The 23,954-nt window shown below is 76.5% G+C and carries 16 protein-coding genes; 15 read left to right on the forward strand and 1 reads right to left on the reverse strand.

Annotated elements, in window-relative coordinates; genetic code table 11:
* Positions 1–103: 103 nt before the first annotated feature.
* The 8 genes from WHI96_RS11455 to WHI96_RS11490 all read left to right on the forward strand — a co-directional run bounded on the left by WHI96_RS11455 (position 104) and on the right by WHI96_RS11490 (position 13,680).
* The gene (locus tag WHI96_RS11455; RefSeq protein WP_345647539.1) at positions 104–3,574 is read left to right on the forward strand and encodes a penicillin-binding transpeptidase domain-containing protein; all 3,471 of its coding nucleotides are present in this window, start codon (positions 104–106) and stop codon (positions 3,572–3,574) included.
* Positions 3,571–5,751, forward strand: coding sequence for a hypothetical protein (locus tag WHI96_RS11460; RefSeq protein ID WP_345647542.1), 2,181 nt, complete (start codon positions 3,571–3,573; stop codon positions 5,749–5,751). Before WHI96_RS11455 ends, WHI96_RS11460 begins: the two co-directional genes overlap by 4 nt.
* Positions 5,748–6,032, forward strand: a complete 285-nt coding sequence (locus tag WHI96_RS11465) for a hypothetical protein (protein ID WP_345647545.1) — start codon at positions 5,748–5,750, stop codon at positions 6,030–6,032. The genes WHI96_RS11460 and WHI96_RS11465 overlap by 4 nt, the downstream gene beginning before the upstream one ends.
* Positions 6,029–7,831, forward strand: coding sequence for a hypothetical protein (locus WHI96_RS11470; RefSeq protein WP_345647548.1), 1,803 nt, complete (start codon positions 6,029–6,031; stop codon positions 7,829–7,831). Before WHI96_RS11465 ends, WHI96_RS11470 begins: the two co-directional genes overlap by 4 nt.
* Positions 7,828–10,746, forward strand: coding sequence for a hypothetical protein (locus WHI96_RS11475; RefSeq protein WP_345647551.1), 2,919 nt, complete (start codon positions 7,828–7,830; stop codon positions 10,744–10,746). Before WHI96_RS11470 ends, WHI96_RS11475 begins: the two co-directional genes overlap by 4 nt.
* Positions 10,743–12,056 carry a hypothetical protein gene (locus WHI96_RS11480; protein ID WP_345647554.1) on the forward strand — a complete coding sequence of 438 codons (1,314 nt, stop codon included), beginning with the start codon at positions 10,743–10,745 and terminating at the stop codon, positions 12,054–12,056. Before WHI96_RS11475 ends, WHI96_RS11480 begins: the two co-directional genes overlap by 4 nt.
* Positions 12,053–12,538 carry a hypothetical protein gene (locus WHI96_RS11485; protein ID WP_345647557.1) on the forward strand — a complete coding sequence of 162 codons (486 nt, stop codon included), beginning with the start codon at positions 12,053–12,055 and terminating at the stop codon, positions 12,536–12,538. The genes WHI96_RS11480 and WHI96_RS11485 overlap by 4 nt, the downstream gene beginning before the upstream one ends.
* A 443-nt stretch (positions 12,539–12,981) precedes the next feature.
* Entirely contained in the window at positions 12,982–13,680 is a 699-nt protein-coding gene (locus WHI96_RS11490; protein WP_345647561.1) for a hypothetical protein, read from the forward strand.
* Between the two features lie 61 nt (positions 13,681–13,741).
* Here the strand turns inward: WHI96_RS11490 and WHI96_RS11495 are convergent, their stop codons facing one another.
* On the reverse strand, positions 13,742–14,416 hold the full coding sequence (locus WHI96_RS11495) for an MBL fold metallo-hydrolase (protein ID WP_345647564.1): 675 nt from the start codon (positions 14,414–14,416) through the stop codon (positions 13,742–13,744).
* A 369-nt stretch (positions 14,417–14,785) separates the two neighbouring features.
* Between WHI96_RS11495 and uvrA the strand changes: the two genes are divergently transcribed.
* From uvrA to pheT, 7 genes are all read left to right on the forward strand, one after another.
* Positions 14,786–17,788, forward strand: a complete 3,003-nt coding sequence (gene uvrA / locus WHI96_RS11500; RefSeq protein ID WP_345647601.1) for an excinuclease ABC subunit UvrA — start codon at positions 14,786–14,788, stop codon at positions 17,786–17,788.
* A gap of 228 nt (positions 17,789–18,016) precedes the next feature.
* A complete protein-coding gene (gene infC, locus WHI96_RS11505) occupies positions 18,017–18,643 on the forward strand; it encodes a translation initiation factor IF-3 (protein WP_073576959.1) in 627 nt (208 codons plus the stop codon).
* A 100-nt stretch (positions 18,644–18,743) separates the two neighbouring features.
* On the forward strand, positions 18,744–18,938 hold the full coding sequence (gene rpmI / locus WHI96_RS11510; RefSeq protein WP_020623393.1) for a 50S ribosomal protein L35: 195 nt from the start codon (positions 18,744–18,746) through the stop codon (positions 18,936–18,938).
* A 77-nt stretch (positions 18,939–19,015) separates the two neighbouring features.
* A complete protein-coding gene (rplT, locus tag WHI96_RS11515) occupies positions 19,016–19,399 on the forward strand; it encodes a 50S ribosomal protein L20 (RefSeq protein ID WP_020623392.1) in 384 nt (127 codons plus the stop codon).
* 16 nt (positions 19,400–19,415) lie between these two features.
* Positions 19,416–20,282 carry a TrmH family RNA methyltransferase gene (locus WHI96_RS11520; RefSeq protein ID WP_425571637.1) on the forward strand — a complete coding sequence of 289 codons (867 nt, stop codon included), beginning with the start codon at positions 19,416–19,418 and terminating at the stop codon, positions 20,280–20,282.
* Between the two features lie 37 nt (positions 20,283–20,319).
* Positions 20,320–21,375 (forward strand): phenylalanine--tRNA ligase subunit alpha, encoded by a 1,056-nt coding sequence (gene pheS, locus WHI96_RS11525; protein ID WP_345647571.1) that lies wholly within the window; start codon positions 20,320–20,322, stop codon positions 21,373–21,375.
* A 37-nt stretch (positions 21,376–21,412) separates the two neighbouring features.
* Positions 21,413–23,920, forward strand: a complete 2,508-nt coding sequence (pheT, locus tag WHI96_RS11530) for a phenylalanine--tRNA ligase subunit beta (protein ID WP_345647574.1) — start codon at positions 21,413–21,415, stop codon at positions 23,918–23,920.
* Positions 23,921–23,954 lie beyond the last annotated feature (34 nt).

Consider the following 23,954-nt stretch of genomic DNA (forward strand, 5'->3'; position numbering starts at 1 on the left):
CGGGACGCCGGTAACGGATCGTCGCGCGGACCGACGTATCGAACGTGATCGACAGTTCCGACGCAGGACCGGCAGACCGTCCGGGGGCGGGGGTCCGCGGCACGTGCTGACCTGGCTCGTGGATCAGCTGCTGCTCCGCGCCGCGGCGAACCTGGTCGTGCTGGCCGGGCTGGTCGTCTCGGCCGGGGTCACGGCCCGGCTGCTGCTGCGGCCCGGGTCGGCGCCCGCGGTCGCCGCGGCCGGTGCGGTCCTCCCGCGCGGTCCCGGTGGGCGGGGCGGGGCCGCCCAGCTCGTCGCCGGGCCCGCGCTGGTGACGGCCGGGTTCCTGGCCTCCGGCGCCTCGGACGTGGCCTGGTCGCTGATCGGGGTGCTGCTCGTCGCGCTGTGCGCCGGCCTGGCGTCGTGGCTGCTGCGGGTGGCGCACCGGGACCGCGGCGAGGACCGGGTCGCGCCGGCCGCGCTCGCCGTCCTCGGGGCGACCTCCGCGCTGGCCGTCACCGGCGTGCTGCTGGTGGTGCGGCTGGTCGTGGTGCCCGACCCGGACGCCGCGACGTCCGCGATCGTCGAGGGACCCACGGTGCGGACCGCGGTGGAGACCCTGGTCCTGCCGTTCGCCGTGGTCGCCGCGGTGTGCGCGGTGCTGCTGCTGGTGCGCGCCGGACGGCTGCGGGTCGTCCGCCGCGGGGCGGCGGCCCTGCTGGACCGGGTGACCCGGCGCCGCCGGGCCTCCACCGGGCGGCGCTGGGAGTCCACCCTGCTGCTGGAGGGGCTGCTGCTGGTGGCGGTGCTGGCACCGCTGGTCGAGGGATCGCCGAACCTGACGGTCGCCCGGATCGCGACCCCGGAATACGCCAAGCCGCTCTACCTGCTCGTGCTGGCGGTGCTGCTGGCGAACCTGGCGGTGCTGTTCCACCCGCCGCAGGGCTGGCGGGCCCGCGAACGGTCGACCTGGCGGCCGATCGTGCCGCTGGCGATCGTCGCGTTCGGTAGCGCCGCGCGGTCCGACCTGGGGCCGCTGGTCCCGGCGCTGGCCGGGATGCTCGCCATGTACTGGTCGGTGCTGCGCGCCGAGGCTCGGGCCGCGCAGCTGCGATCGGGCGCCCCGGACGACGCGGCCGGGCGACGCCGGGTCCGCCGCGAGGCGCTGGCAGCCGGGCGACCGCTGCTGATCCCGGCGCTGGGCTCGCTGGCGGCGCTCGGTCTCGCGGTCCTCGCCCACCCCTACATCGCGAACCGGGTGCGCACCTGGTGGGAGCCGTGGGTGTACCCGTGGGTGTCGCCGTGCGTGCCGCCGCCCGCCGGGTCGGCGCCGCCGTTCGAGGTCCCGGACGGCAGCGTCGCCTGCCAGGAGGCGCTGCAGACCTACGTCGCGGGGCGGCTCTCGCAGATCTCGCAGAGCCTCGCCGCGGTCGCCGACGGCGGGCTGTGGGGTCGCGGGCTGCCGGACACGATCACCGGCCGGATCCCGGCCGGCTCGACCGACTTCGTCCTCGCGGTGACCTGGAACAAGCTCGGCGGGCTGGCCGTCCTCGCGCTGTCCGTGCTGGTCGTGCTGCTCGGGGTCGCGCTGGTCACGCTGTACCGCGACCTGCGCCCGGGCGCCCGCGCCGGGGACCCCGGACGGCTGCTGGCCGCCGGCGCGGCCGGGATGCTCGTCGGGCAGTACCTGTTCGTGCTGGCGGCGACGCTGAACGTGGTGCCGCACTCCGGCATCACCGCGCCGTGGCTGTCCCGCGGCGGGCAGTCGACGCTCGCGGTGACCCTGGTGGTGCTGCTCGCCGTCGCGGCCGGCTACCGCGGCGGCCGCCCCGCCGCACCCGACCCGCGCCCGGCCCGGCCGGCGCTGCGCACGACGGCGGCCACCGCGGGCGCGCTGGCCCTGGCCGCCTGCGTCCTGATGACCGGCTGGGTGGTGGTCCGCCCCTACTCCGGGCACGCCGAGGACCTCCCGCTGTGCCGGGACCCGCTGGTCCCGGTCGACCCCGACCGGTGCACCACCGACCGGTTCCGCACCGCGCGGGCCGCGGTGACCGTCACCCTGGCCGGGGTGCCCGCCTACCGCCAGGAGCGGGCCGGGGCGGGCTGGGTCCCGGTCGGCGAGCCCGCGGTGACCCGGGCCGACCTCGCCGGGATCCTGGACGACGGCGGGGGCGGCATGGTCGACGCCGCCGTCGTCGAGCAGGCGGGCGGGGTACCGGTCACCTCGGCCGTGCGACGGCTGGTGCCGCCGGTGCTGACCGGCACCCCGGACGTGCAGCTGGACCTGACCGTGGACCCCGCGCTCCAGCACGCCACGGCGACCGCGCTGGACGCCGAGGCGGGCGGCCCCCCGCTGGCCGGCGGCGCCGTCCTGCTGGACGCCCGCACCGGGCACGTGCTGGCCGCAGCCTCGGTGCCGGCCGCGGTGCAGGACGCCGCCGACCCGGCGGTGGAGGCGGCCCGGCAGGAGGCCAGGGACGCGGTCAACGACGGCCGGGCGATGGGGGAGCGCCGCGCGGACGGCAGCATCCGTGACCTGACCCCGGACGAGGCCGACGCGTGCCGGGACGACCGGGTCCCGGACGACCCGCAGCGCTGCTGGCGCTGGCTGGCCGGGCCGGCCGGGGACACCGCGGAGCTGCGCCGCTACGTCGGCGACGACCCGGACGCGACGGTCCCGGCGGCCGGCGTGGACCGGGCCACGGCCGGGCGCTACGGCGTCGGCTCGACGTTCAAGGTGGTCGTCGCCGCGACCTACCTGCGTCGCCCCGGCACCGGGGCCGAGGACCGGATCCCGGCGCCGCAGCAGGTCGACCGCCCGGGGACGGCGCCGGTGCGCAACGCGGGCCGCGGCGCCTGCGCCGGCACCGGCGACGACGGCCGGATCTCCCTGCGCACCGCGCTCGCGGTGTCCTGCAACACCGCCTTCGCCGCGCTCGCCGCCGAGCTGGGCTGGCCGGCGATCCGGGACACCGCCGTCGACCTGGGGTTCGGCACCCCGACCCGGGCCGCGGACTGGCGCTCCGGGCCGGACTTCGGCGCCGCATCGCTGGTCCCCGACGACGACGCGTCCGGCCTGGCGAACCTGGCCCTCGGCGGCGGCACGGTGCAGGCCTCCCCGCTGCAGATGGCCTCGGTGATGGCGACCGTCGCCGCGGACGGCACGGCCTCCGCGCCCGGCATCGTCGGCGGCGCCCGGGCGAGCGGGACGTCCGGCCCGTCGGTGGCCACCGAGCCGGAGCGGCGCCGGGTGCTCACCCCGGAACAGGCCGGTGAGCTGCGCCGCGCGCTGGGGGCGACGGTCGAGTCGGGCACCGCGTCCCGGCTGCGGCTGCCCGCGGCCCTGCGGGACCGGCCGGCGGGTGAGCGGGCCTGGGTGAAGACCGGCACCCACGAGCTGTTCCCGCCCGGGACCGACCCGCCGCGCGAGGTGTTCGCCCGGCAGGTCGCCTGGATCACCGGGTTCGTGCAGACCGGCGGCGGGCCGGTCGCCTTCGCCGTCGCACTGGAGACGCGGGACGAGGCCGCGGGGGCGGCCCGGGCCCGCGCGATCACCGAAGCACTGCTGGACGCCGTCGTGGAGGGACGCCGATGACCGGCCATGGAGCGGACGAGAACGAATCGGTCGGCGTCGCCGCCGTGGCCGCGGCGACCGCCGTCGTCACCCGGTACCGCCAGGCGGGCTGCCCGGACGGCACCCGGATCGAGGTGGAGGTCTGCACCCCGGTCGCACTGGGGCACGCCCTGGAGGCCGACGTGACCGAGCAGCTGCAGCGGCTGCCCCGGGCGCTGCCACCGCTGCAGTCGGTCGGGGTGCTGTTCCGGGCGGGCGCCACCCGGTCGGTCAGCGCGCACGTCCGCCCGGTGCACGGGGGACCGGAGCCCGCGCCGTCGCCGGTTCCGGAGCCGCGGCCGGCAACCGGCCCGACGCCGCCGGCCCGGCACCTGCGCCTGGTGTGGGACGGGGCGGAGCTCGGCTTCCACCTGCCGCCGCTCCGCGGCCCGGTGGCGCTGCTGCGCCCGGTGTCGTCGGGCACCACCGCACCGGACGCGATCCGGCTCCCGCCGGGGCTCGCGGTGGTGCCCAGCGGGCACCTGCTCGACATCGTGCCGGACGGCGGTGGGCACGCGGTGCGCCGGACCGCCGAGCGGGACGGGGTCGAGGTCACCGTGGACGGCGTCCCGCTGGCCCCGGACGGCGGGCAGCGCCGGCTCGGCGAGTCCGGCACGCTACGGTTCACCGCGGTCCGCGGGACCGCCGGGGTGCTGCTGGACTACGAGCTCCTCGCCCCGGACGCGGCCGGCCCGGACCACCGGGCCGCGACCGTCGAGGGCGACCTGGAGCCGGAGGCGGTGCGGGTGCGCGCCGACTTCGAGCCGGTCGATATCCTGGTCGACCCGCCCGCGGCCCTGGACGTGGCCCGGCCGCAGTTCCCGGTCTGGGTGGAGGAGGACGTCTGGCTGGTCGCCGACCAGCTCACCACCACCGGGGTGACCGTCGGTGGCACCCAGCGCTGGCACGTGAAGCTCTACCTGTGCGCGACCGCGCAGCACGCCGCCGGGCTGCGCAGCCACCTCGGCGAGCGGTCCGAGGCGATCGGCCGGCTCAACGCCCGCGCCCGCAGTACGGGCGCGGTGGACGGCGAGCAGCTGGCGATGACGCCGGTGTACGTGGCGCGGCCGCCGTCCGAGGCGGCGCCGGTGGAGCACACGGTGGCCCGCCCGGTCGCGGAGCCGCTGGTCGGCGGGCCGGGCAGCGGTTTCGTCGGCTGGTTCGCCCGGGGCGACAACCTCGACCCGGACCGGGTGGTGGTGACCGTGTCCCGCTGGTTCGCGCCGGTGGAGTGGACGGTCAACCCGGCCACCCCCGGGCTGGAGCAGCTGGACAAGCTGCGCCCGGTCGGGGTCGCGATCGACCTGCTGCACGAGCTGGGCTGGTCGCACGGCGACGTCAAGCCGCAGAACGTCTGCTGGCAGCCCGGCGGGCGCTACGTACTGGTGGACGCGGACTCGCTGGTCCGCACCGGCCGGGTCGACGATCTGCGCCCGACCTGGGCCTACGCGTCGCGGGCGGTGCGCGAGGCACTGATGCCGGTGGTCGGCGCCGACCCGGCGGCGGCGGTCACCGCCCCGCTGCGGGGGCCCGCCGCGGGCACCGGTGCCGGGTACGAGGACCGTGGGGCACACACCGGCGAGCACGACCGGTTCGGCTTCGCGCTGCTGGTGCTCACCGCGCTGGGGGGCAAGGGTCTCACCGACGCCCTGGTCGAGACCGTGGACCGGCCGGCGGTCCCGGTGGCCGGCGGCTCACCGGACCGGCCACCGGAGCGGCGGGTCGACCGTCCCGGCGAGGTCGGGGCGACGCTGTGGAACCGGTGGCCGGGCGGACGTCCGGCACTGATCGGGGCGTTGCAGGAGGCGTTCGCGGAGCCGGTGCTGCGCGGTGCCTGGTCGGCCGCCGGCTGGCTGGGTCGGGTCGCCGACCGAGCCGCCGCCGACCCCGCCGAGCTGGGACCGCGGGACCGGCCCGAGGAGCCCTGGGAGCCCGACCCGTCGCTGCGCGGGATCCACCGGGCGGTACTGGCCGACCAGGTCCGCGCCGCCGACCGCGCGGCGGCGGCCGCCGTCCTGCTCACCGAGGAGATCCGCAGGCGGGCCGAGGACACCGCCCGCCGGTACGCGCTGTACACGTCGTCGCTGGTGCTGCTGCTCGGCGTGGTCGCCGTGCTGGTGCTGGTGGCGCTGCTGACCCCGACCGGAGGAGTCCGATGAACGCGCTGCGGCGCCGTGTGCTGACCGAGCGGCTCGACCGGGAGTGCGGGGTAGACCGGCTCGTCGGCGACCTCGCGATCCCGGTGGCCGACTGGGCCTCTCCCGGCGCGGCCCCCGCCCGCGGCGCGGCCGACGCGGTCGAGTCGGAGATGCTGGCGTTGCTTGCCCGGGCCGAGCGGGCCGGTAAGTGGCACGGCGCGGTGACCGGGCTGCTGTGCAGCGTGCCGGTGGTGCTGCTGGTTCTGCTGACCGTCCCGGTCGTGCTGGCGGTGCTGCGGTGAGCGCCCCCGGTGCGGTGTTCGGGCGGTGCCCGGTCTGCGCGGCGGACCTGGGCACCCCGCCCTCGGCCGGGGCCGGCTGGCGGCCGCCGAGCGTGCAGCTCGACGTCTGCCTGGCCGGGGACAACGAGGTGTCCGGCTGGTGGGTCCGGACGTTCCCGGACGCCGCGGGCGGGGTCGCCCAGCGGGTCAGCGACGGCTTCGACCCGGACCAGGTGCGCCGCCGCTACCACCTGTGTGGCGAGGGCCACCTGTTCCTGGTCGGCTCCGGGCGCGACGGCGGCCCGGACACCCGCACCCAGTTCCGCAACGTGGTGGCCGCGATCGGGTCGGTGGCCAGCGGGAAGAGCTACCTGATCTCGCGCACGATCGCCCAGACACCGGTGCTGACCGCCCGGCGCCGGCGCGGCGCGGACACCGCGCTGCGGTACCGGGTGCCCTCGGTCACCGACGACATCGAGGACCGCCCGGGCCGCGCGCTGCGCACCGCCTACAACCGCACCCGGGACTTCTCCCAGCCGATGAGCCCCACCAACCTCGACGACCTGATGCCGGTCCGGCTGCTGACCGCCATCGACCGCGGTCTCGCGGTGCACGTGGCCGAGGTGCACGCCGACGTCGCCGGGGTCGCGGATCCGGCGGAGCGGCCCGGCGCCGCCGGCTGGGGCATGCAGATCCGCCAGCCCGTCGTGCTGCGGACCGAGCTGTCCGCCCGGGACGGTTCCCCGGCCGAGCACGGCTGGACCGGGATCGCCGACCTCGCCGGTGAGTCGATGCACCGGCGCCGGGTCGGCGACGAGGACCAGGAACAGCTGCTCGCCAGCCTGGGCGGGCTGATCTGGGTGGTCGACCCGGCCGTCGACAAGCGGCTGACCGATCTGGTGGAGGCCGCGCTGCGCGAGCACTCCCGGGGCGGGGGGACCGACTCGCGGGCGGTGATCGCGGCCAGCAACCGGTCCGACACCGCGGACGTGCGGCAGGTGCAGAGCGTGCACCAGGGACTGCAGGCCGAGATCGCACTCTCGCTGGCCGGCAACGACGGACCGCTCGGGACCGACGGCGCGCGCCGCGTCCTGATGGTGGCGGTGAACAAGGCGGACCTGGTCCGGATCGCGCTGACCACCGGCGCGGGCGGGTTCGACGAGATCGACGGCGGCAGCGGGGCCGTGCGCGAGGGCATGACGCAGTACCTGCACTACGTGCTGGACCGCACCGGCCCGGACGCGCACCGGCACGGGGTCCCGCTACACCCTGGGCCGGGCCTGCGCGAGCTGCTGGACGGCCTGCGCGCCAGCGACGAGGACACGGTCGACCTGCTGGTCGACCGCCTGGTGAGCGCGCTGCACCGGCACTACGGCAACGCGGACCGGTTCTGGGGTCTGGTGCACGACGGCGCGGCCGCCGCCATCGAGCTGCCCGGCGGCTCGGACAGCCGGGTACCGCCGTCGGTGCCGCTGCGGGTGCCCTCGCTGCAGGACCACCTGGCCGACGCGCTGCAGCGCGGGGCCGGCTCGCAGCTGCAGCTGCGCGACGTCGTCGCCGGGGCGATCGGGTGCGGGCTGCTGACCGCGCTGGAGCACACCGCCGCGGTCGGTGTGCTGCTCGACGAGCCCGGATGCGAGGTACGGATCTTCCTCTGCTCGCCGCTCGGCGAGGTGCCGACGCAGCTCGACGGCGGCGGCGCCGACCACCGGCCCGCGGTGATGCCGTTGGACTCGGCCGCGGTGTTCCCGGTGCTCAACCGGGAGTCGGCCGGGCTCACCCAGCTGTTGCTCTCGATCGTGTCGGGGGTGCGGTCGTGACCGCCCCGGCGCCGGTGCGGGTGTGGTTCGGCGACAGGACCCGTGGCTACGTGCCCGACCTGGAACGCACCGGCGACGTGCCGCGGGCGTTCCTGGACGCCGCGTCCCGGCTCGGGATGCAGCCGCCGGAGGGCCTGGCGGCCCGGGCCACGGGTCCGCTGTTCACGCTGCGCCGGGTCGAGGTCGGCGGCCACGGCAGCCACCTGTGCCTGACCGAGCAGCTCGTCGGGAAGGACGTGGGGCGGGCCGGTGGCTGCGTGTTCACCTTCGCCGCCGCCGACCTGGCGGACGCCGCGGACCTGTGGCCGCGGACACCGCCCGGTGTCGCGGACACCGCGGCCACGGCACGGGTGACCGACGTGCTGCGCACCCTGCACCAGCGGCCCGACGCGCCGGTGCTGCGGATCCCCGGCACCCCGGCTGAGGCCTCCGCCGCCATCGGCACGCTGCTTGCGGCGCTGCCGTCGCCGCTGGTCGACGGGCGGGTGTGGGCGTCCTGCCTGACCTCGGTGCCGGGCCCGGCGGACCGGTCGTCGTTCGTGACCGGCGGCTGGTCGGACGGGATGCGCCGGGACCTGCCGGACGCGGCGGCCAGCGTCGACCGCTGGCTGGACGGGGCCGCGACGCCGTCGCCCGCACCGGACGAGCTGGACGGGCGCACCGAGCGGGCGCTGTCCTGGCTGGCCCGCCGGGCCGGGCAGGGTGACGCGCACACCGTCGTCGCCGGGTCGGCGTCGCTGGCCGAGGTGGTCCGGCACGTCGTGCGGCACCACCTGCCGGTCGACCGGGCCGACGTGCCCGCGCTGGTCGCGGACGGGCAGCAGTGGGAGCGGCTGGCCGACTCCGCGGTGACCGTGCGCGAGTTCGCCGGGCTGGACCCGGAGCGGGCGATGGAGCTGGTCGGCCCGGTCACGGCGGCGCCCGCCGGACGCCCCGACCGGGCCGCCGAGGTGCTGTCCGCGCTGCTCACCGGCATCGCGGACGGGCCCGGACCGGACCGGACCGACACCGGTCCCGGGCTGAGCCCGCCACCGCTGGACCCGGCGCACCCGCCCGGCTGGGGCCGGACCCTGGCCGACGCGCTGATCCGGGTCGAGCCGGACGAGCACCAGCGGGCCCGGCGCGTGCGGTACTGGCTGCTCGGACCGGGCCGTCCGCTGGAGCCCGGCGACCTGCGGGACGAGGCGCACGACTGGCTGCGCACGGTGCTGCCGGACCCGGCGGCGCACCCGGAGGTGTTCGAGCTCCGGCCGGCCGAGATCGCCCGCCGGCTGCTGGACCGGGGCGGCGTCGAGCCGTGGATCGTGACCCGGCTGGAGAACGACCCGGACCGGACCGCTCTGGTGCACGGCGCGCTGCACCGGCTGCCGGACGCCCCGCCGCCGGTCGCCGGTGCCCTGGTCCGGCTCGGCCGGGACTGCGGGATGCGCCCGTCGGAGATCGCGGACGCGGTGCGCGCGCTGCTCGACCTCGACACCCCGCGCGACGGGGGTACCGGCTGGGTGTCGGCGGCGGTCGAGGCGGTCGAGGCGGTCGGGCCCGGTGCGCGGACCCTGCGCGCGGTGATCGGGCTCCTGCTGGGCCGGCTCGACGAGTGGGGCGAGGCCGCCGACGCCGGCACCCTCCGGGCCTGGGCCCGGACGGTCCTCGACGACCCGTCGGCCGCGGGCGTGCAGCGGACGGTCGCGCGCAGCGTGCTCGCCGACCCGGTGCCCGGCCCGCCCGGAGACGCCGTGGCACAGGCCGGTGCCGTCGTCCCGGCCCGGGCCCGGGGCGGCGAGCCGGTCCGGCGCCGCTTCCGGCCGGGCGGCCGGACCGCCGCGGACCCGCTCCGCGACGACCCGGCAGGCGACGGCCGGGGCACCGGTGCCCGGACCGGCGGGACCGGGACTCCGGGCGACCCGGCCGACCGGGACCGGACCGTCGGCGGCCGGGCGCACCGAAGCCACCCGGGCGCGGCACGCGGCGGTGCCCCGGACGCCGAGCCGTGGAACACCGGCGCCCACGCCGGGCCCGGACGCCCGGGGGGTTCGGCCCGGGCGTCCCGGCCCCGCGGTGCGACCGCCGGAGCGACGCCCGGGGCGGCCGCCGCCGGGGCCGCGGTCGCGACCGGCTGGTCGCTGCTGGGACGGTTGCGCGGCTGGTGGCGCCGGGACCCGGCGGCCGATGCTGCGGACCGGGCGCCGGCGGACCCGGACGCCGGGTCGGGTCCGGACCTGGGCGCCACCACGCGGCTGCCGGTCTTCCGGGGGGACGGGACCGCACCGGGGCTCGCCCGAGATGCCCGGACCGACCGGCCCGGTGCGGCGGACCTGTCCGGCCCGGCCGATGGGCTCGGCCCGACGGATCGGCTCGGCCCGGTGGATCACGCGGAACCACCCGGTGCCGCGGCCGGGCCGGACCGGGCAGTGCACCCCGACCGGTCCGACCGCCGCGATCTCCCCGACCGGGTCGACCCCGACAGCTGGTCGCGCCGGCCGGACCCCGGTGCGCGCACCGGCGCCGTCCCGGCCGCGGGCCCGGAGCTCGAGGTGGGCCGCCCACGGCGGATCCCGGGTGCGCCCGCGGCCGGCGGCCGGACGACGGCCCGGGTGGTCGCCGTCGTCGCCGTGCTGCTCGGGCTCGGTGTGATCGTCGCGGGGCTGTACTGGTGGCCCGGCGCGGACGGCCCGTCGCCGTCGTCGCCGCCCGCCTCGACCGCACCCGGGGTGCCCGCCCCGGCACCGTCGGGCACCGCGCCGCAGGGCGGGGCGCCGTCCTCGGCGGGGACGGCGCCGGACACGGCGGCGACGCCGGGCGGGACGGTCGCGCCGGACGGCACCCGGCCGGCCGGCGGCGCGGCCGGGACGGGGGCGGACACCCCCGGTGGCGCGGCCGACCCGGCCTCCGGGCGCGGAACGGAGGTCGACCGGTGACCGGCCCGCAGGCGGCCCCGCCGTCGCACGACGACGAGCGGCCCGACCGCCCGACGGCGGCCCGGGCCGTCTCGGCGCTGCTGTCGTCGATGCTCGGCGAGCTGTCCCGCCGTCCGGACGCGGCGCGACCCAACGGGCGCCAGCTCGGCGCCCTGCTCCGGGCCGGGCGTGCCGAGGCGGACCGGATCGCCCTCGGTGACCCGTCGACCCCCGGTGCGACGCTGTGGCGGCTGGACGGCCCCGGCAGCCTGCGCGACGCGGCCGACCGGGTGGTCCGCCGGGCCAGCACCGTCGCGGTCCTCGTCCCGGTGCTGCTGACCTGGCTGCTGCTGGGCGCCGCGGAGGCCTACTACGCGCGGCAGCACGCTGCGACCGCGCCGGGGCTGCGCCCGTCGTTCTTCGCGGACTGGATGTCGGCGCCGGCCTGGCGGGGGCCCGCCGCGCTGTCGGCGCTGATCGTGCTCAGTCTCGGGCTGATCATGCTGTCCTACGCCAGGGCGGCCCGCGACCAGCGCGCCGCCGACGACCTCGACCGGTGGGCGCAGGAGCAGGAGACCACGCTGGTGGTGCCGCTGGAGCGGCTGCGCTCGGCCGTGGCCGCGGCGGACTCCACCGACCGGTCCGGCCGGGCCCTGACCCAGGCCGCGCACCGGATGGAGGCCGCCGCGACGTCGCTGGCGGGCAGCCGCGGCGTCGTCGACCAGCTGGGCCGGACCCTGGCCGGGCTGGCGTCGTCGGTGGGCGAGCTGTCTCGGGCGGTCCCCGAGCTGGGCAGGCAGTCCGCCGCGCTGGGCGAGACCGACATGCGCCTGCGGGCCGCCGCGGCGGACCTGGACCGCCGGGCCGCACCGCTGGTCGAGGCCGTGCACACGGTCGAGTCGGCCGCCGAGGCGGCCCGGGCCGCCGGGCACGACGCGGGCCGCGCCCGCGACGAGGCCGCCGACCTCGCCGACCGCACCGCGGAGCTCGCCGAGCGCGCCGAGCACTTCCGGTCGGCCCTCGCCGAGGCGCGGGCGCCGGTCACCGCGGCCGGCGAGACGATGACCTCGACCAGCGACCGGCTCGCCGAGACGGCGACCACGCTGGCGACGACGGCCGCCGACCTGCGCGCCGTGGTGCGCCGGGTCAACTGGCTGGGGCTCGTCGCCGACGGGCTCCGGCACCCCGACGACGCCCCCGGTCACGACGATCCGGACCACGACGCCCCGGAGCGCGACGCCCCGCACCACGACACCCCCGGACCCGACGGCAACGGCTCCCGGCCCGCCCCGGCGGCCCGCCCCGGCCGGCCGGCGGAGGAGCCCCGATGAGGCGACGGTCGCGCGCGGCGGCCGGACCGCCGGCGTTCGCGATCGCCGGCTGGCTGTTCGCGGAGCTCGCGGCGATCCTGATGATCGTCGCCTTCGCGTCGGCGGACTCGCCCCAGGAGGTGCCCCGGCAGGAGGGACCCGGGGCGGGCCGGGAGGACCAGGGGGTCCTGCTCACCCCGGTGACCTTCGTCCTCCCGGTGCCCGCCGGCGACGACGGCGGCGGGACCGTCGCCCGGTTCCGGACCGACCTGGCCCGGGTCGTCGGACCGGACCGGTCGGTCGGCCTGGCGCTGATGTTCGGGGTGTCCCGCGACCCGGACCGGCCGCTCGCGGGCACCGCGGTGTCCCGCCGGCTCGTGGAGCTGGTGCGGGACCTGCCGGAGCTGGAACGGGCCGCGGACATCCGGCCCTACCTGGGCGACAGCGAGGACGGCGCGCCGGGGGAGGTCCGGGTGGAGCTGTTCCTCCTGACCGGGTCGTGAGGGCCCGCCTGCGCCGGCTGCTCCGGTGGATCGGGTGGCGGCCGCCGGCACGGCGCGGAACGGGCGGCCGGGTTCCGGGGCGCCCGGGTGCCGGGGGGACCCGGCCGGTCCGGCGGCCCGGTGCGGGGGCCGGTCCGGCCCGGCCCGGCGCGCACGGCGGCCCGAGCGACGGGGTCGGCCGCCGCGGCGTCCCCGTCGCCGCGTCCGGTGAGTGGCCCGGGTTCGACGACGGCACCGCACCCGCTGACGGGCCCGGCGGCGGCGGTCGCGGGGCAGGTGGGTCGGGCCGCGGCCGGGCGAGTGGCCCGGCGCGTCCGGGAGCGGGCTCCGGGGACCGGTACCCGGCCGACCCGGCGACCCGGCCCGGGCCAGGGTCGGGGACAGGGACGGAGCGGGCCGCCGGTATCGCCCGGTTCCCGGATGGTCCGGCGACGGAGCACCCCGTGGTCGGTCCCGGCCGGGAGCAGTGGCCGGTCCGCGGGGCGGGGCCGGGGTGGCGCCGCGCTCCCGCGGATGCCCGGCCGCTGCTCACCGTCGTCGACGCGACCGGGCTCGGGACGGCCGCGGCGCTGCGGCCCGCACTGGCCGGGCTGGCCCGGGTCCGGGACGCGGACGGGTTCCGCCCCGGCGGGCACGCCCTGTTACTCGTGCCGCTGTCCCGGGCCACCGGGGACCGGGCCCGGGGCAACCCGCTCGCGGTCGACCTGGAGCTCGCCCGGACGGCCGGTGCCGGGAACGGGGCGGTCGTCGTGGCCTGGTTCGTCGACGACGACGTCCGGGACGAGGTCGCCGTGCCGGCCGGCGCCTCGGGCCGCCCCGGCGGCTCCGGCAACGGCGCCGCGGCCCTGGCCGGGACGGCCTGGCGGACCGAGCTCGCCCGGCACCGGGATCCGCTCGCCGCGGCCCGCTGCCACGGCAGGCGGATCCGGATCCTGCTGGACGCCCCGGGCGTGCAGTCGGTCGCCGACCCGCCGCCCGCCGCCGTGCACGCCGCCGTGGGCGACCTGGACCCGGGCCTGGTCGTGACGGCGTGCCCGCTGGTCCGCCACGGTGACCGCACCACATGGGCCGGGCTGCCCGCCGTGGCGGCCGCGGTCGACCTGCGGCTCCGCGCGCTGCGCCGTCACGGCCCGGCCGGCTGACCCGGAGCCCGGGGCCGTCACCGGTCCGGGCCGGCCCGGCCGTCGGGCCGTACGGTGTCGGCTACCAGCCGCGGGACTTCCACTCCGGCAGGTCAGGCCGCTGCTCGCCGAGCGTGGAGTCGTCCCCGTGGCCGGGGTAGAACCAGGTGTCGTCGGGCAGCACGTCGAACACCCGCTCCTCGAGGTCGCCGATGAGCTGCGCGTTGTCCTCCGCCGACCAGGTCTTCCCCGGCCCGCCCGGGAACAGGCTGTCCCCGGTGAACAGGTGCGGCCGGTCCTCCCCGCGGTAGAGCAGCGCCAGCGAGCCCGGCGTGTGCCCGCGCAGGTGGATGACCTCCAGCTCGATCTCGCCGAAGGTAATCGTGTCGCCGTGCTCGACGAACTCGTCCATCGGGGCCGGCAGCTCCGGGGCGTCCTGCGGGTGGGCGATCAGCCGCGGCTCGAACATGCCCGCGATCGCGCCGAGCGCCTGCCAGTGGTCGGCGTGGCGGTGGGTGGTGACCAGGTGGCGCAGGTCCGGACGCTCGTCGGCGGCGCCGACGAGGTCGGCGATGCGGGTCGGCTCGGCCGCCGCGTCGATCAGCAGCGCCTCGTTGCTCCGCTTGCAGACGAGCAGGTAGGCGTTGTTGTCCATCTCGCCGACCGAGACCTTGCTGATGCTCAACCGCTCCAGGTCGCGGCGGATGGCCGCGCCGCCGGGGTCGGTGTGACCGGTGTAGTTCTCCAGGACGTCCACGAGCGGGAGGGTAGCGGCCCGCACCGACATCCCGCGGTGGGGAGAACCCGCCGGTCGCACCCACGGGGCCGCTGACGGATCGAACGGACGTGCGAGTACCGTGCGCTGCGGACCGACCGGCGCGTCCCGGTGTGCATCCACCGCGCCGGACCGCCTGCGGTGCCCGCTCGACGGGCTCGCTGTCGGTGGGTCGACCTAGCATCGGCGGTGGACGTGGGGACGCACCTCACCGGCCACAGGTGCCCGGTCGCGGAATGTCCCCCAGCCCTGCGGGCGCTACGCCGGGGTACCACCCGGACGGCACCGCCACCCCAGGAGGCGCGAAACGTGAGCGACCACAGCACCGACCGCCGCGACGCCGGCACCGCCCTGTCCCCGGGCGCGTCGCCGGTCCCGGAGGGGCCGAAGCTGGTCGTGCGTGGCGCGCGCGAACACAACCTGCAGGGCATCGACATCGACCTGCCCCGCGACAGCATGATCGTCTTCACCGGGCTGTCCGGGTCCGGCAAGTCCAGCCTCGCGTTCGACACGATCTTCGCCGAGGGGCAGCGGCGCTACGTCGAGTCCCTCTCGGCGTACGCGCGTCAGTTCCTCGGGCAGATGGACAAGCCCGACGTCGACTTCATCGAGGGACTGTCCCCGGCGGTCTCGATCGACCAGAAGTCGACCAACCGCAACCCGCGGTCGACGGTCGGCACGATCACCGAGATCCACGACTACCTGCGGCTGCTCTACGCCCGCGCCGGCATCCCGCACTGCCCGACCTGCGGCGAGCGGATCGAGAAGCAGACCCCGCAGCAGATCGTCGACCAGGTCCTGGAGATGGAGCAGGGCAGCCGCTTCCAGGTGCTCGCGCCGGTCGTACGCACCCGCAAGGGCGAGTTCGTCGACCTGTTCGGGAACCTGCAGGCCCAGGGCTACTCCCGCGTCCTCGTCGACGGGACGGTCCACCCGCTCTCGGACCCGCCGAAGCTGAAGAAGCAGGAGAAGCACGACATCTCCGTCGTCGTCGACCGGCTCTCGGTGAAGGCGACCGCCAAGCAGCGCCTCACCGACTCGGTGGAGACCGCGCTGCGGCTGGCCGACGGCCTGGTCGTGCTGGACTTCGTGGACCTGCCCGACGACGACCCGCAGCGTGAGCGCCGCTTCTCCGAGAGGATGGCCTGCCCGAACGGGCACACCCTCGCCGTCGACGACCTCGAGCCCCGCACGTTCTCCTTCAACTCGCCCTACGGCGCCTGCCCGGCCTGTTCCGGCATCGGCGTCAAGAAGGAGGTCGACCCGGAGCTGGTCGTCCCCGACCCGGACCTGTCCCTGGGCGACGGCGCCATCGCGCCCTGGTCGTCCGGGCACAACGCGGAGTACTTCGGCCGGCTGCTGTCCGGCCTGGCCACCGCGGTCGGGTTCCGGACGGACACCCCCTGGCGCAAGCTGCCCGCCGCCGCCCAGAAGGCGGTCCTGCACGGCAGCGACGACCAGGTCCACGTGCGCTACCGCAACCGCTACGGCCGCGAGCGCTCGTACTACGCGAACTTCGAGGGCGTCATGCCGTTTCTCGAGCGCCGCCTGGAGCAGACCGAGTCCGAGTCGCAGCGGGAGCGCTACGAGGGCTACATGCGCGACATCCCCTGCCCCGCCTGCAACGGCGCCCGGCTGCGCCCCGAGGTGCTGTCGGTGACCCTGCCGCACCGCGACCTGGGGGAGCGGTCGATCGCGCAGGTGTCGAACATGTCGGTCGCCGAGTGCTCGCAGTTCCTGAACGGCATGGTCCTCGACGACCGGCAGGCCATGATCGCCGGCGCGGTGCTCAAGGAGGTGCAGGCCCGGCTGGGTTTCCTGCTCGACGTCGGGCTGGACTACCTGTCGCTGGACCGCGCCGCGGGCACGCTGTCCGGCGGCGAGGCGCAGCGCATCCGGCTGGCCACCCAGATCGGCTCCGGCCTGGTCGGGGTCCTCTACGTGCTCGACGAGCCGTCGATCGGGCTGCACCAGCGCGACAACCGGCGCCTGATCGACACGCTGACCCGGCTCAAGGAGCTGGGCAACACCCTGATCGTCGTCGAGCACGACGAGGACACCATCCGCGCCTCGGACTGGGCGGTCGACATCGGCCCCGGCGCCGGTGAGCACGGCGGCCGCGTCGTGCACTCCGGCACCATCGCCGACCTGGAGTCGCACGACACCTCGCTGACCGGCGCCTACCTGTCCGGGCGCAAGTCGATCCCGCTGCCCGAGCGCCGCGAGCTCGACCACGACCGCAGGCTGACCATCGTGGGCGCCCGCGAGCACAACCTGCGCGGCATCGACGTCGACGTGCCGCTCGGCGGCCTGGTGTCGATCACCGGGGTGTCCGGGTCCGGCAAGTCGACGCTGATCAACGACATCCTCGCCACGGTGCTCGCGAACCGGCTCAACGGCGCCCGCCAGGTGCCGGGCCGGCACACCCGGATCAACGGCATCGACGAGCTAGACAAGCTCGTCCGGGTCGACCAGTCGCCGATCGGGCGGACCCCGCGGTCCAACCCGGCGACCTACACCGGCGTGTGGGACAAGGTCCGCAAGCTGTTCGCCGCGACCACCGAGGCGAAGGTCCGCGGCTACGCCGAGGGCCGCTTCTCCTTCAACGTCAAGGGCGGCCGCTGCGAGGCGTGCACCGGCGACGGCACGATCAAGATCGAGATGAACTTCCTGCCGGACGTCTACGTGCCGTGCGAGGTCTGCAAGGGGGCCCGGTACAACCGGGAGACCCTCGAGGTCCACTACAAGGGCAAGACCGTCGCCGACGTCCTCGACATGCCGATCGAGGAGGCCGCCGAGTTCTTCGAGCCGATCACCTCGATCGCCCGCTACCTGCGGACCCTGGTCGACGTCGGCCTCGGATACGTCCGGCTCGGGCAGCCCGCGCCGACGCTGTCCGGCGGTGAGGCCCAGCGCGTCAAGCTCGCCAGCGAGCTGCAGAAGCGCAGCAACGGCCGCACCGTCTACATCCTCGACGAGCCGACCACCGGCCTGCACTTCGAGGACATCCGCAAGCTCCTCGCCGTCATCCAGGGGCTGGCGGACAAGGGCAACACCGTGATCGTGATCGAGCACAACCTCGACGTCATCAAGACCTCGGACTGGGTCATCGACATGGGCCCGGAGGGCGGCTCGGGCGGCGGGACCGTGGTGGCCCAGGGGACACCGGAACAGATCGCGGCACACCCCGACAGCCACACCGGCCGGTTCCTGCGCGACCTGGTCACCCCGGACGACACCCCGGTCAAGCCGGCCCGGCGGCGGACCTCGTCGTCGAACGGCAACGGCACCGCGGGCGCGGGGCGGCCGACGACCGCACGGCGCAGCCGGGCCAAGGCCACCAGCGCGGGCTGAGCCCGCCCCGGGCCGGGTCCGCGCAGGTCCCGGCCCGGCCCCCGCGTTCCCGGCACACCGGCGGCCTGTTACCCTCGGGAATGCGACCACCCGGGATCGCGTTGACACGTGTGTTCCGGGCGTCAAGTGGAGCCCCGCTCCCACCCGCGCCGTGATCGTAACGGTGTCCGGGTCCATGGTCCGGCTTCGCGGCGGCATCCTGCCGTGGGCCGATCAACGGGTCTTCGCTTGTCGTCGCCGGCAGCAGGTAGTAGCGACACAGCGAGTCACACAGGAGACCCCATCAGCACAGAGCCCCGCATCAACGACCGCATCCGCGTGCCCGAGGTCCGCCTCGTGGGCCCGAACGGCGAGCAGGTCGGGATCGTGCGCATCGAGGACGCCCTCAAGCTGGCCCAGGACGCCGACCTCGACCTCGTCGAGGTCGCCGGCCAGGCCCGCCCGCCGGTCTGCAAGCTCATGGACTACGGGAAGTTCAAGTACGAGAGCGCGCAGAAGGCCCGGGAGTCCCGGCGCAACCAGCAGCTCACCGTGATCAAGGAGCAGAAGCTCCGGCCGAAGATCGACAAGCACGACTACGAGACGAAGCGCGGTCACGTCATCCGCTTCCTCGAAGGCGGCAACAAGGTCAAGGTCACGATCATGTTCCGTGGTCGCGAGCAGTCGCGTCCCGAGCTGGGCTACCGCCTGCTCCAGCGCCTGGCCGAGGACATCGGTGACATGGCCGTCGTCGAGGCCGCTCCGAAACAGGACGGCCGCAACATGACGATGGTGCTGGCACCGACCAAGAAGCCGGCGTCGCGCAAGACGACGGCCGCAGCCAGCTCCGACGCCCCGGCAGACGCCGAGGCGTGAGGTCCCGCTCCCGTGCCCGGCCGCAGCCGGGCACGGGAGGGACACGCAGTACCCGCACCGACCCCCGGAACCTCGGGGGCCGACATCGAACGGATACGTCATGCCGAAGAACAAGACGCACAAGGGGACCGCGAAGCGCGTCCGCATCACCGGTGGCGGCAAGCTCATGCGCCAGCAGGCCGGGCTGCGGCACCGTCTCGAGGTCAAGTCGCGCAAGGAGAAGCGCGACCTGTCGGGCACCGTCGAGCTCGCCAAGGCCGATGTGAAGCGCGTTAAGAAGCTGCTCGGTCACTGACCTTCCGCCCCTTTCACGAACCCCGGCACGCCGTACCCCCATCGCGGTAGTGCCGGAGAAGCCCCAGGAGATACCCCATGGCACGCGTGAAGCGCTCCGTGAACGCCCAGAAGAAGCGCCGCACCACGCTGGAGTCGGCCGCCGGCTACCGCGGGCAGCGCTCGCGGCTGTACCGCAAGGCCAAGGAGCAGATGCTCCACTCGATGAACTACGCCTACCGGGACCGTCGCGCGCGCAAGGGCGACTTCCGGCAGCTGTGGATCACTCGCATCAACGCCGCGGCCCGCGCCAACGACATGACCTACAACCGGTTCATCCAGGGCCTCAAGGCTGCCGGTGTCGAGGTCGACCGCAAGAACCTCGCCGAGATCGCCGTGAGCGACCCGGCCGCCTTCGCCGCGCTCGTCGCGGTGGCGAAGGAGAACCTGCCGGTCGGCACCGAGCAGGGCTCCGCGGCCTGAGGTGACCCGAGGCGACATCGAGTCGCGCAGCGCCGGCGAGCGCTCCGCGGACTCCACGCCCGGTACCGAACGCACTCCCCGCGTCGCAGCGGCACGCAAGCTGCTGCGACGCGCGGGGCGCGATCGGGCCGGGCGTTTCCTCGTCGAGGGGGCCCAGGCCGTCCGCGAGGCCCTCGCCGCCGTGACGGTGCACGAGCTGTTCGTCACCGCTGTCGCCGCCGAGCGCCACCCCGAGCTGGTCGAGGCCGCGGAGCGCTCCGGCGCCCGGGTGTCCCCGGTGACCGACAAGGCCGCCGCGGGTCTGTCCGAGACGGTCACCCCGCAGGGGATCGTCGCCGTCTGCGACCTGCTCGACGTTCCGGTGGCCACCGCGCTGGCCGGGGTCCCCGGCTTCGTCACGGTCTGCGACGGCATCTCCGACCCCGGCAACGTCGGCACCGTGATCCGGGTCGCCGACGCGGCGGGCTGCGACGCGGTCCTCCTGGCCGGGGACACCGTCGATCCGCACAACGGCAAGGCCGTCCGTGCCTCCACCGGCAGTGTGTTCCACCTGCCGCTGGCCCGCGACCGGGACGCGTCCGCCGTCGTCGAGATGTGCCGGGCCGCCGGGCTGACCACGCTCGTCGCGGACGGGCGCGGTGAGGTCGACCTGCACGACCCCGCCGTCACCCCGACCCTCGCCGGGCCCGTCGCCTGGATCCTCGGCAGCGAGGCGCACGGCCCGTCGGCCGAGGTGCACGCCGCCGCGGACCACCGGGTCCGCGTCCCGATCCACGGCCGGGCCGAGTCGCTGAACCTCGCCACCGCCGCGGCGATCTGCCTGTACGCGACGGTCGGGGCCCGCGCCGGCGTCGCCCCGCAGCTGTCCCCGGCGCGCGACTGAAACCGGCTCGCGGCCGCCCTCTACGATCGTGGGCACCATGAGTGAGAACGACACGGCGAGCCCCCTCGACCCGGACGCACTGAAGGCCGCGGTGGAGGCCGCCCGCACGGCGTTCGACGAGGCGGGCGACCTCGACGCGCTGGCCGCGGCGAAGCCCGCGCACCTCGGCGACCGCGCCCCGATCCCGATGGCCCGCCGGTCGCTGGGGCAGCTGCCCGGCCCCGAGCGCGCCGACGCCGGCAAGCGGGTCAACGCCGCCCGCGAGGAGGCCCAGGCCGCGTTCGACGCGCGCCGCGAGGTCCTGCTCGTCGAGCGCGACGCCCGGGTGCTGGCCGAGGAGGCCGTCGACGTCACGCTGCCCTGGGACCGCCGCCCGCGCGGCGCGCGGCACCCGATCACGCAGCTGTCCGAGCGGATCGCCGACATCTTCGTCGGGATGGGCTGGGAGGTCGCCGAGGGCCCCGAGGTCGAGGCGTCGTGGCTGAACTTCGACGCGCTCAACTTCGGTAAGGACCACCCGGCCCGCACCATGCAGGACACCTTCTACCTCGGTGACCCCGAGCGCGGACAGGACTCGGGCACGGTGCTGCGCACGCACACCTCGCCGGTGCAGGTCCGGTCGCTGCTGGAGCGCGAGCTGCCGGTCTACGTGGCCTGCCCCGGCCGGACCTTCCGCACCGACGAGCTCGACGCCACCCACACCCCGGTGTTCCACCAGGTCGAGGGCCTCGCCGTCGACCGCGGGCTGACCATGGCCCACCTCAAGGGGACGCTCGACGCGTTCGCCCGCGCGGTGTTCGGCCCGGAGGCCGGTACCCGGATGCGGCCGTCGTACTTCCCGTTCACCGAGCCCTCGGCAGAGGTGGACCTGTGGTTCCCGCAGAAGAAGGGCGGCCCCGGCTGGGTCGAGTGGGGCGGCTGCGGCATGGTCAACCCCAACGTCCTGCGGGCCTGCGGCGTCGACACCGACGTCCACTCCGGTTTCGCGTTCGGCATGGGCATCGAGCGGACCCTGATGTTCCGCAACGGCATCCCGGACATGCGGGACATGGTCGAGGGCGACGTGCGCTTCTCGACCGCGTTCGGCGTCTGACCCGGCCCACCCGCTTCCACACGAGGAGTTCTGAGCAGTGCGAGTGTCCGCGTCCTGGCTCGCCCGGCACATCGACCCGGCGGCGCTGCCCGCCGGTCCCGAGGCGATCGGCGACGCCTTCGTCCGCGTCGGCCTGGAGGTCGAGGAGATCCACCCGGCCCCCGCGGTCACCGGACCGGTCACGATCGCCCGGGTGCAGGAGATCGAGGAGCTCACCGAGTTCAAGAAGCCGATCCGGTACTGCCGGGTGGGCTTCGAGGGCGACCGTCACCGCTACGTCGTCTGCGGCGCCCGCAACTTCGCCGTCGGCGACCTCGTCGTCGTCACCGAGCCGGGCGCGGTGCTGCCCGGCGACTTCGCGATCGCCCAGCGCACGACCTACGGCAAGGTCTCCGACGGCATGATCGCCTCGGCGAAGGAGCTCGGCCTCGGCGCCGAGAGCGGCGGCATCCTCGTGCTGCCGCCCGGCACCGCCGAGCCCGGCGACGACGCCCTCGATGTCCTCGGCCTGTCCGAGCCCGTCGTCGAGCTCGCCGTCACCCCGGACCGTGGCTACTGCTTCGCCGTCCGCGGTCTCGCCCGCGAGCTCGCGACCTCCCTCGACGCCGACTACACCGACCCGGTCACCCGGGTCGCCATCCCGGACACCACCGGCGACGCCTGGCCGGTGCGGCTCGCCGACACCGACGCCTGCCCGCGGTTCGTCGCCCGCCGGGTGGACGGCGTCGACCCGGCCGCGCCCAGCCCCTGGTGGATGCAGCGTGCGCTGCTCTCGGCCGGGATGCGGCCGATCTCGCTGATCGTCGACGTCACCAACTTCGTGATGCTCGACCTCGGCCAGCCGCTGCACGCCTACGACGCGACCCGCCTGACCGGCGCCATCGAGGTCCGCCGCGCGACGACGGGGGAGAAACTGCAGACCCTCGACGGCCACACCCGTGCGCTGGACACCGACGACCTGCTCATCACCGACGACTCCGGCCCGATCGGGCTCGCCGGTGTCATGGGCGGCGCGTCCACCGAGATCCCCGCGCCGGAGGACCTCGCCGACGGCGCCCGGGTCGACGTGCTGCTGGAGGCCGCGCACTTCTCGCCGCCGGTGATCGCACGCGCCGCGCGCCGGCACAAGCTGCCCAGCGAGGCGTCCAAGCGGTTCGAGCGGGTCGTGGACCCGGCGCTGCCGCCGGTCGCGGCCGAGCGCGCCGCGCAGCTGCTCGTCGAGCTCGGCGGCGGGACCCTCGCCGACGGCCGCACCGACGCCGGTGGGGTCCCCGCCGTCGCGAGCGTGCGGATGCCGCTGTCGATGCCCGACCGCGTCGCCGGCGTCGACTACCCGCGCGGGGCCACCGTGCGCCGCCTGACCCAGGTCGGCTGCGCCGTCGCGCTGGACACCGGTGCCGGTGGCGAGGGGGTCGTCGTCGCGACCCCGCCGACCTGGCGCCCCGACCTCACCATGGCCGCCGACCTGGTGGAGGAGGTGCTACGCCTGGAGGGCTACGACGCCATCCCCTCGGTGCTGCCCACCGCCCCGGCCGGGCGCGGCCTGTCCGCCGCCCAGCAGCGCCGCCGTGCGGTGTCCCGGGCCCTGGCCGAGGCCGGCCACGTCGAGGTGCTGCCGTTCCCGTTCGTCTCCGACACCGTCTGGGACGACCTGGGCCTGCCCGCCGACGACGGGCGCCGCCGCACCGTCGCCGTCACCAACCCGCTCGACGCCGAGCGGTCCCGGCTCACGACGACCCTGCTCCCCGGCCTGCTGGACATGCTGGTGCGCAACCGTTCCCGCGGCGCCGAGGACCTCGCGCTGTACGCGATCGCGCAGGTCGTGCAGCCGGGGGAGACCACCCCGGCGATGCCCGACCCGGCCGTCACCGGCCGCCCGTCCGACGCCGAGTACGCCGCGCTGCGCGCCGCGCTGCCCGACCAGCCCGTGCACGTCGGGGTCGTCCTCGCCGGGAACCGCGAGCCGCGCGGCTGGTGGGGCCGCGGCCGTCCCGCGGCCTGGTCCGACGCCGTCGAGGCGGCCCGGCTGACCGGTGCGGCCGCCGGGGTGGAGCTGCGGCCGCGCCGCGCCGAGCGGGCGCCGTGGCACCCGGGCCGGTGCGCGGAGCTCGTCGTCGCGGGCACCGACACCGTCGTCGGGTACGCCGGGGAGCTGCACCCCAAGGTCGTCGAGGCGCTGGGGCTGCCGGCCCGCACCGCCGCGGCCGAGATCGACCTCGACGCGGTCCCGCTGCGGGAGAACCTGCCCGTGCCGCGGGTGTCGGCGTTCCCGCCGGTCGCCGTGGACGTCGCGCTGGTCGCCGACGAGGCGGTCCCGGCCGCGGACCTCGCCGACGCGCTCACCGCGGGGGCGGGGGAGCTGCTGGAGTCGGTGCGGCTGTTCGACGTCTACACCGGCGACCAGGTCGGACAGGAGCGCCGCTCGCTGGCGTTCTCGCTGCGCCTGCGCGCCGCGGACCGCACGCTGACCAGCGAGGAGGCGAACGCCGCGCGGGACGCGGCGGTCGCCGAGGCCACGGCCCGGCACGGAGCCGCGCTGCGCTGACCCCCGGCCCGTGGCGGGCCCGCGCCGGGCCCCG

It is taken from the genome of Pseudonocardia tropica (genome assembly GCF_040105315.1).
Classification (GTDB): domain Bacteria; phylum Actinomycetota; class Actinomycetes; order Mycobacteriales; family Pseudonocardiaceae; genus Pseudonocardia; species Pseudonocardia alni.

What these genes read in the sequence shown, in the direction of transcription:
- rpmI (WP_020623393.1), top strand. Translation starts at nt 18,744, where the DNA reads ATGCCGAAGAACAAGACGCACAAGGGGACCGCGAAGCGCGTCCGCATC.
- WHI96_RS11465 (WP_345647545.1), top strand. Translation starts at nt 5,748, where the DNA reads ATGAACGCGCTGCGGCGCCGTGTGCTGACCGAGCGGCTCGACCGGGAG.
- rplT (WP_020623392.1), top strand. Translation starts at nt 19,016, where the DNA reads ATGGCACGCGTGAAGCGCTCCGTGAACGCCCAGAAGAAGCGCCGCACC.
- pheS (WP_345647571.1), top strand. Translation starts at nt 20,320, where the DNA reads ATGAGTGAGAACGACACGGCGAGCCCCCTCGACCCGGACGCACTGAAG.
- WHI96_RS11485 (WP_345647557.1), top strand. Translation starts at nt 12,053, where the DNA reads ATGAGGCGACGGTCGCGCGCGGCGGCCGGACCGCCGGCGTTCGCGATC.
- WHI96_RS11460 (WP_345647542.1), top strand. Translation starts at nt 3,571, where the DNA reads ATGACCGGCCATGGAGCGGACGAGAACGAATCGGTCGGCGTCGCCGCC.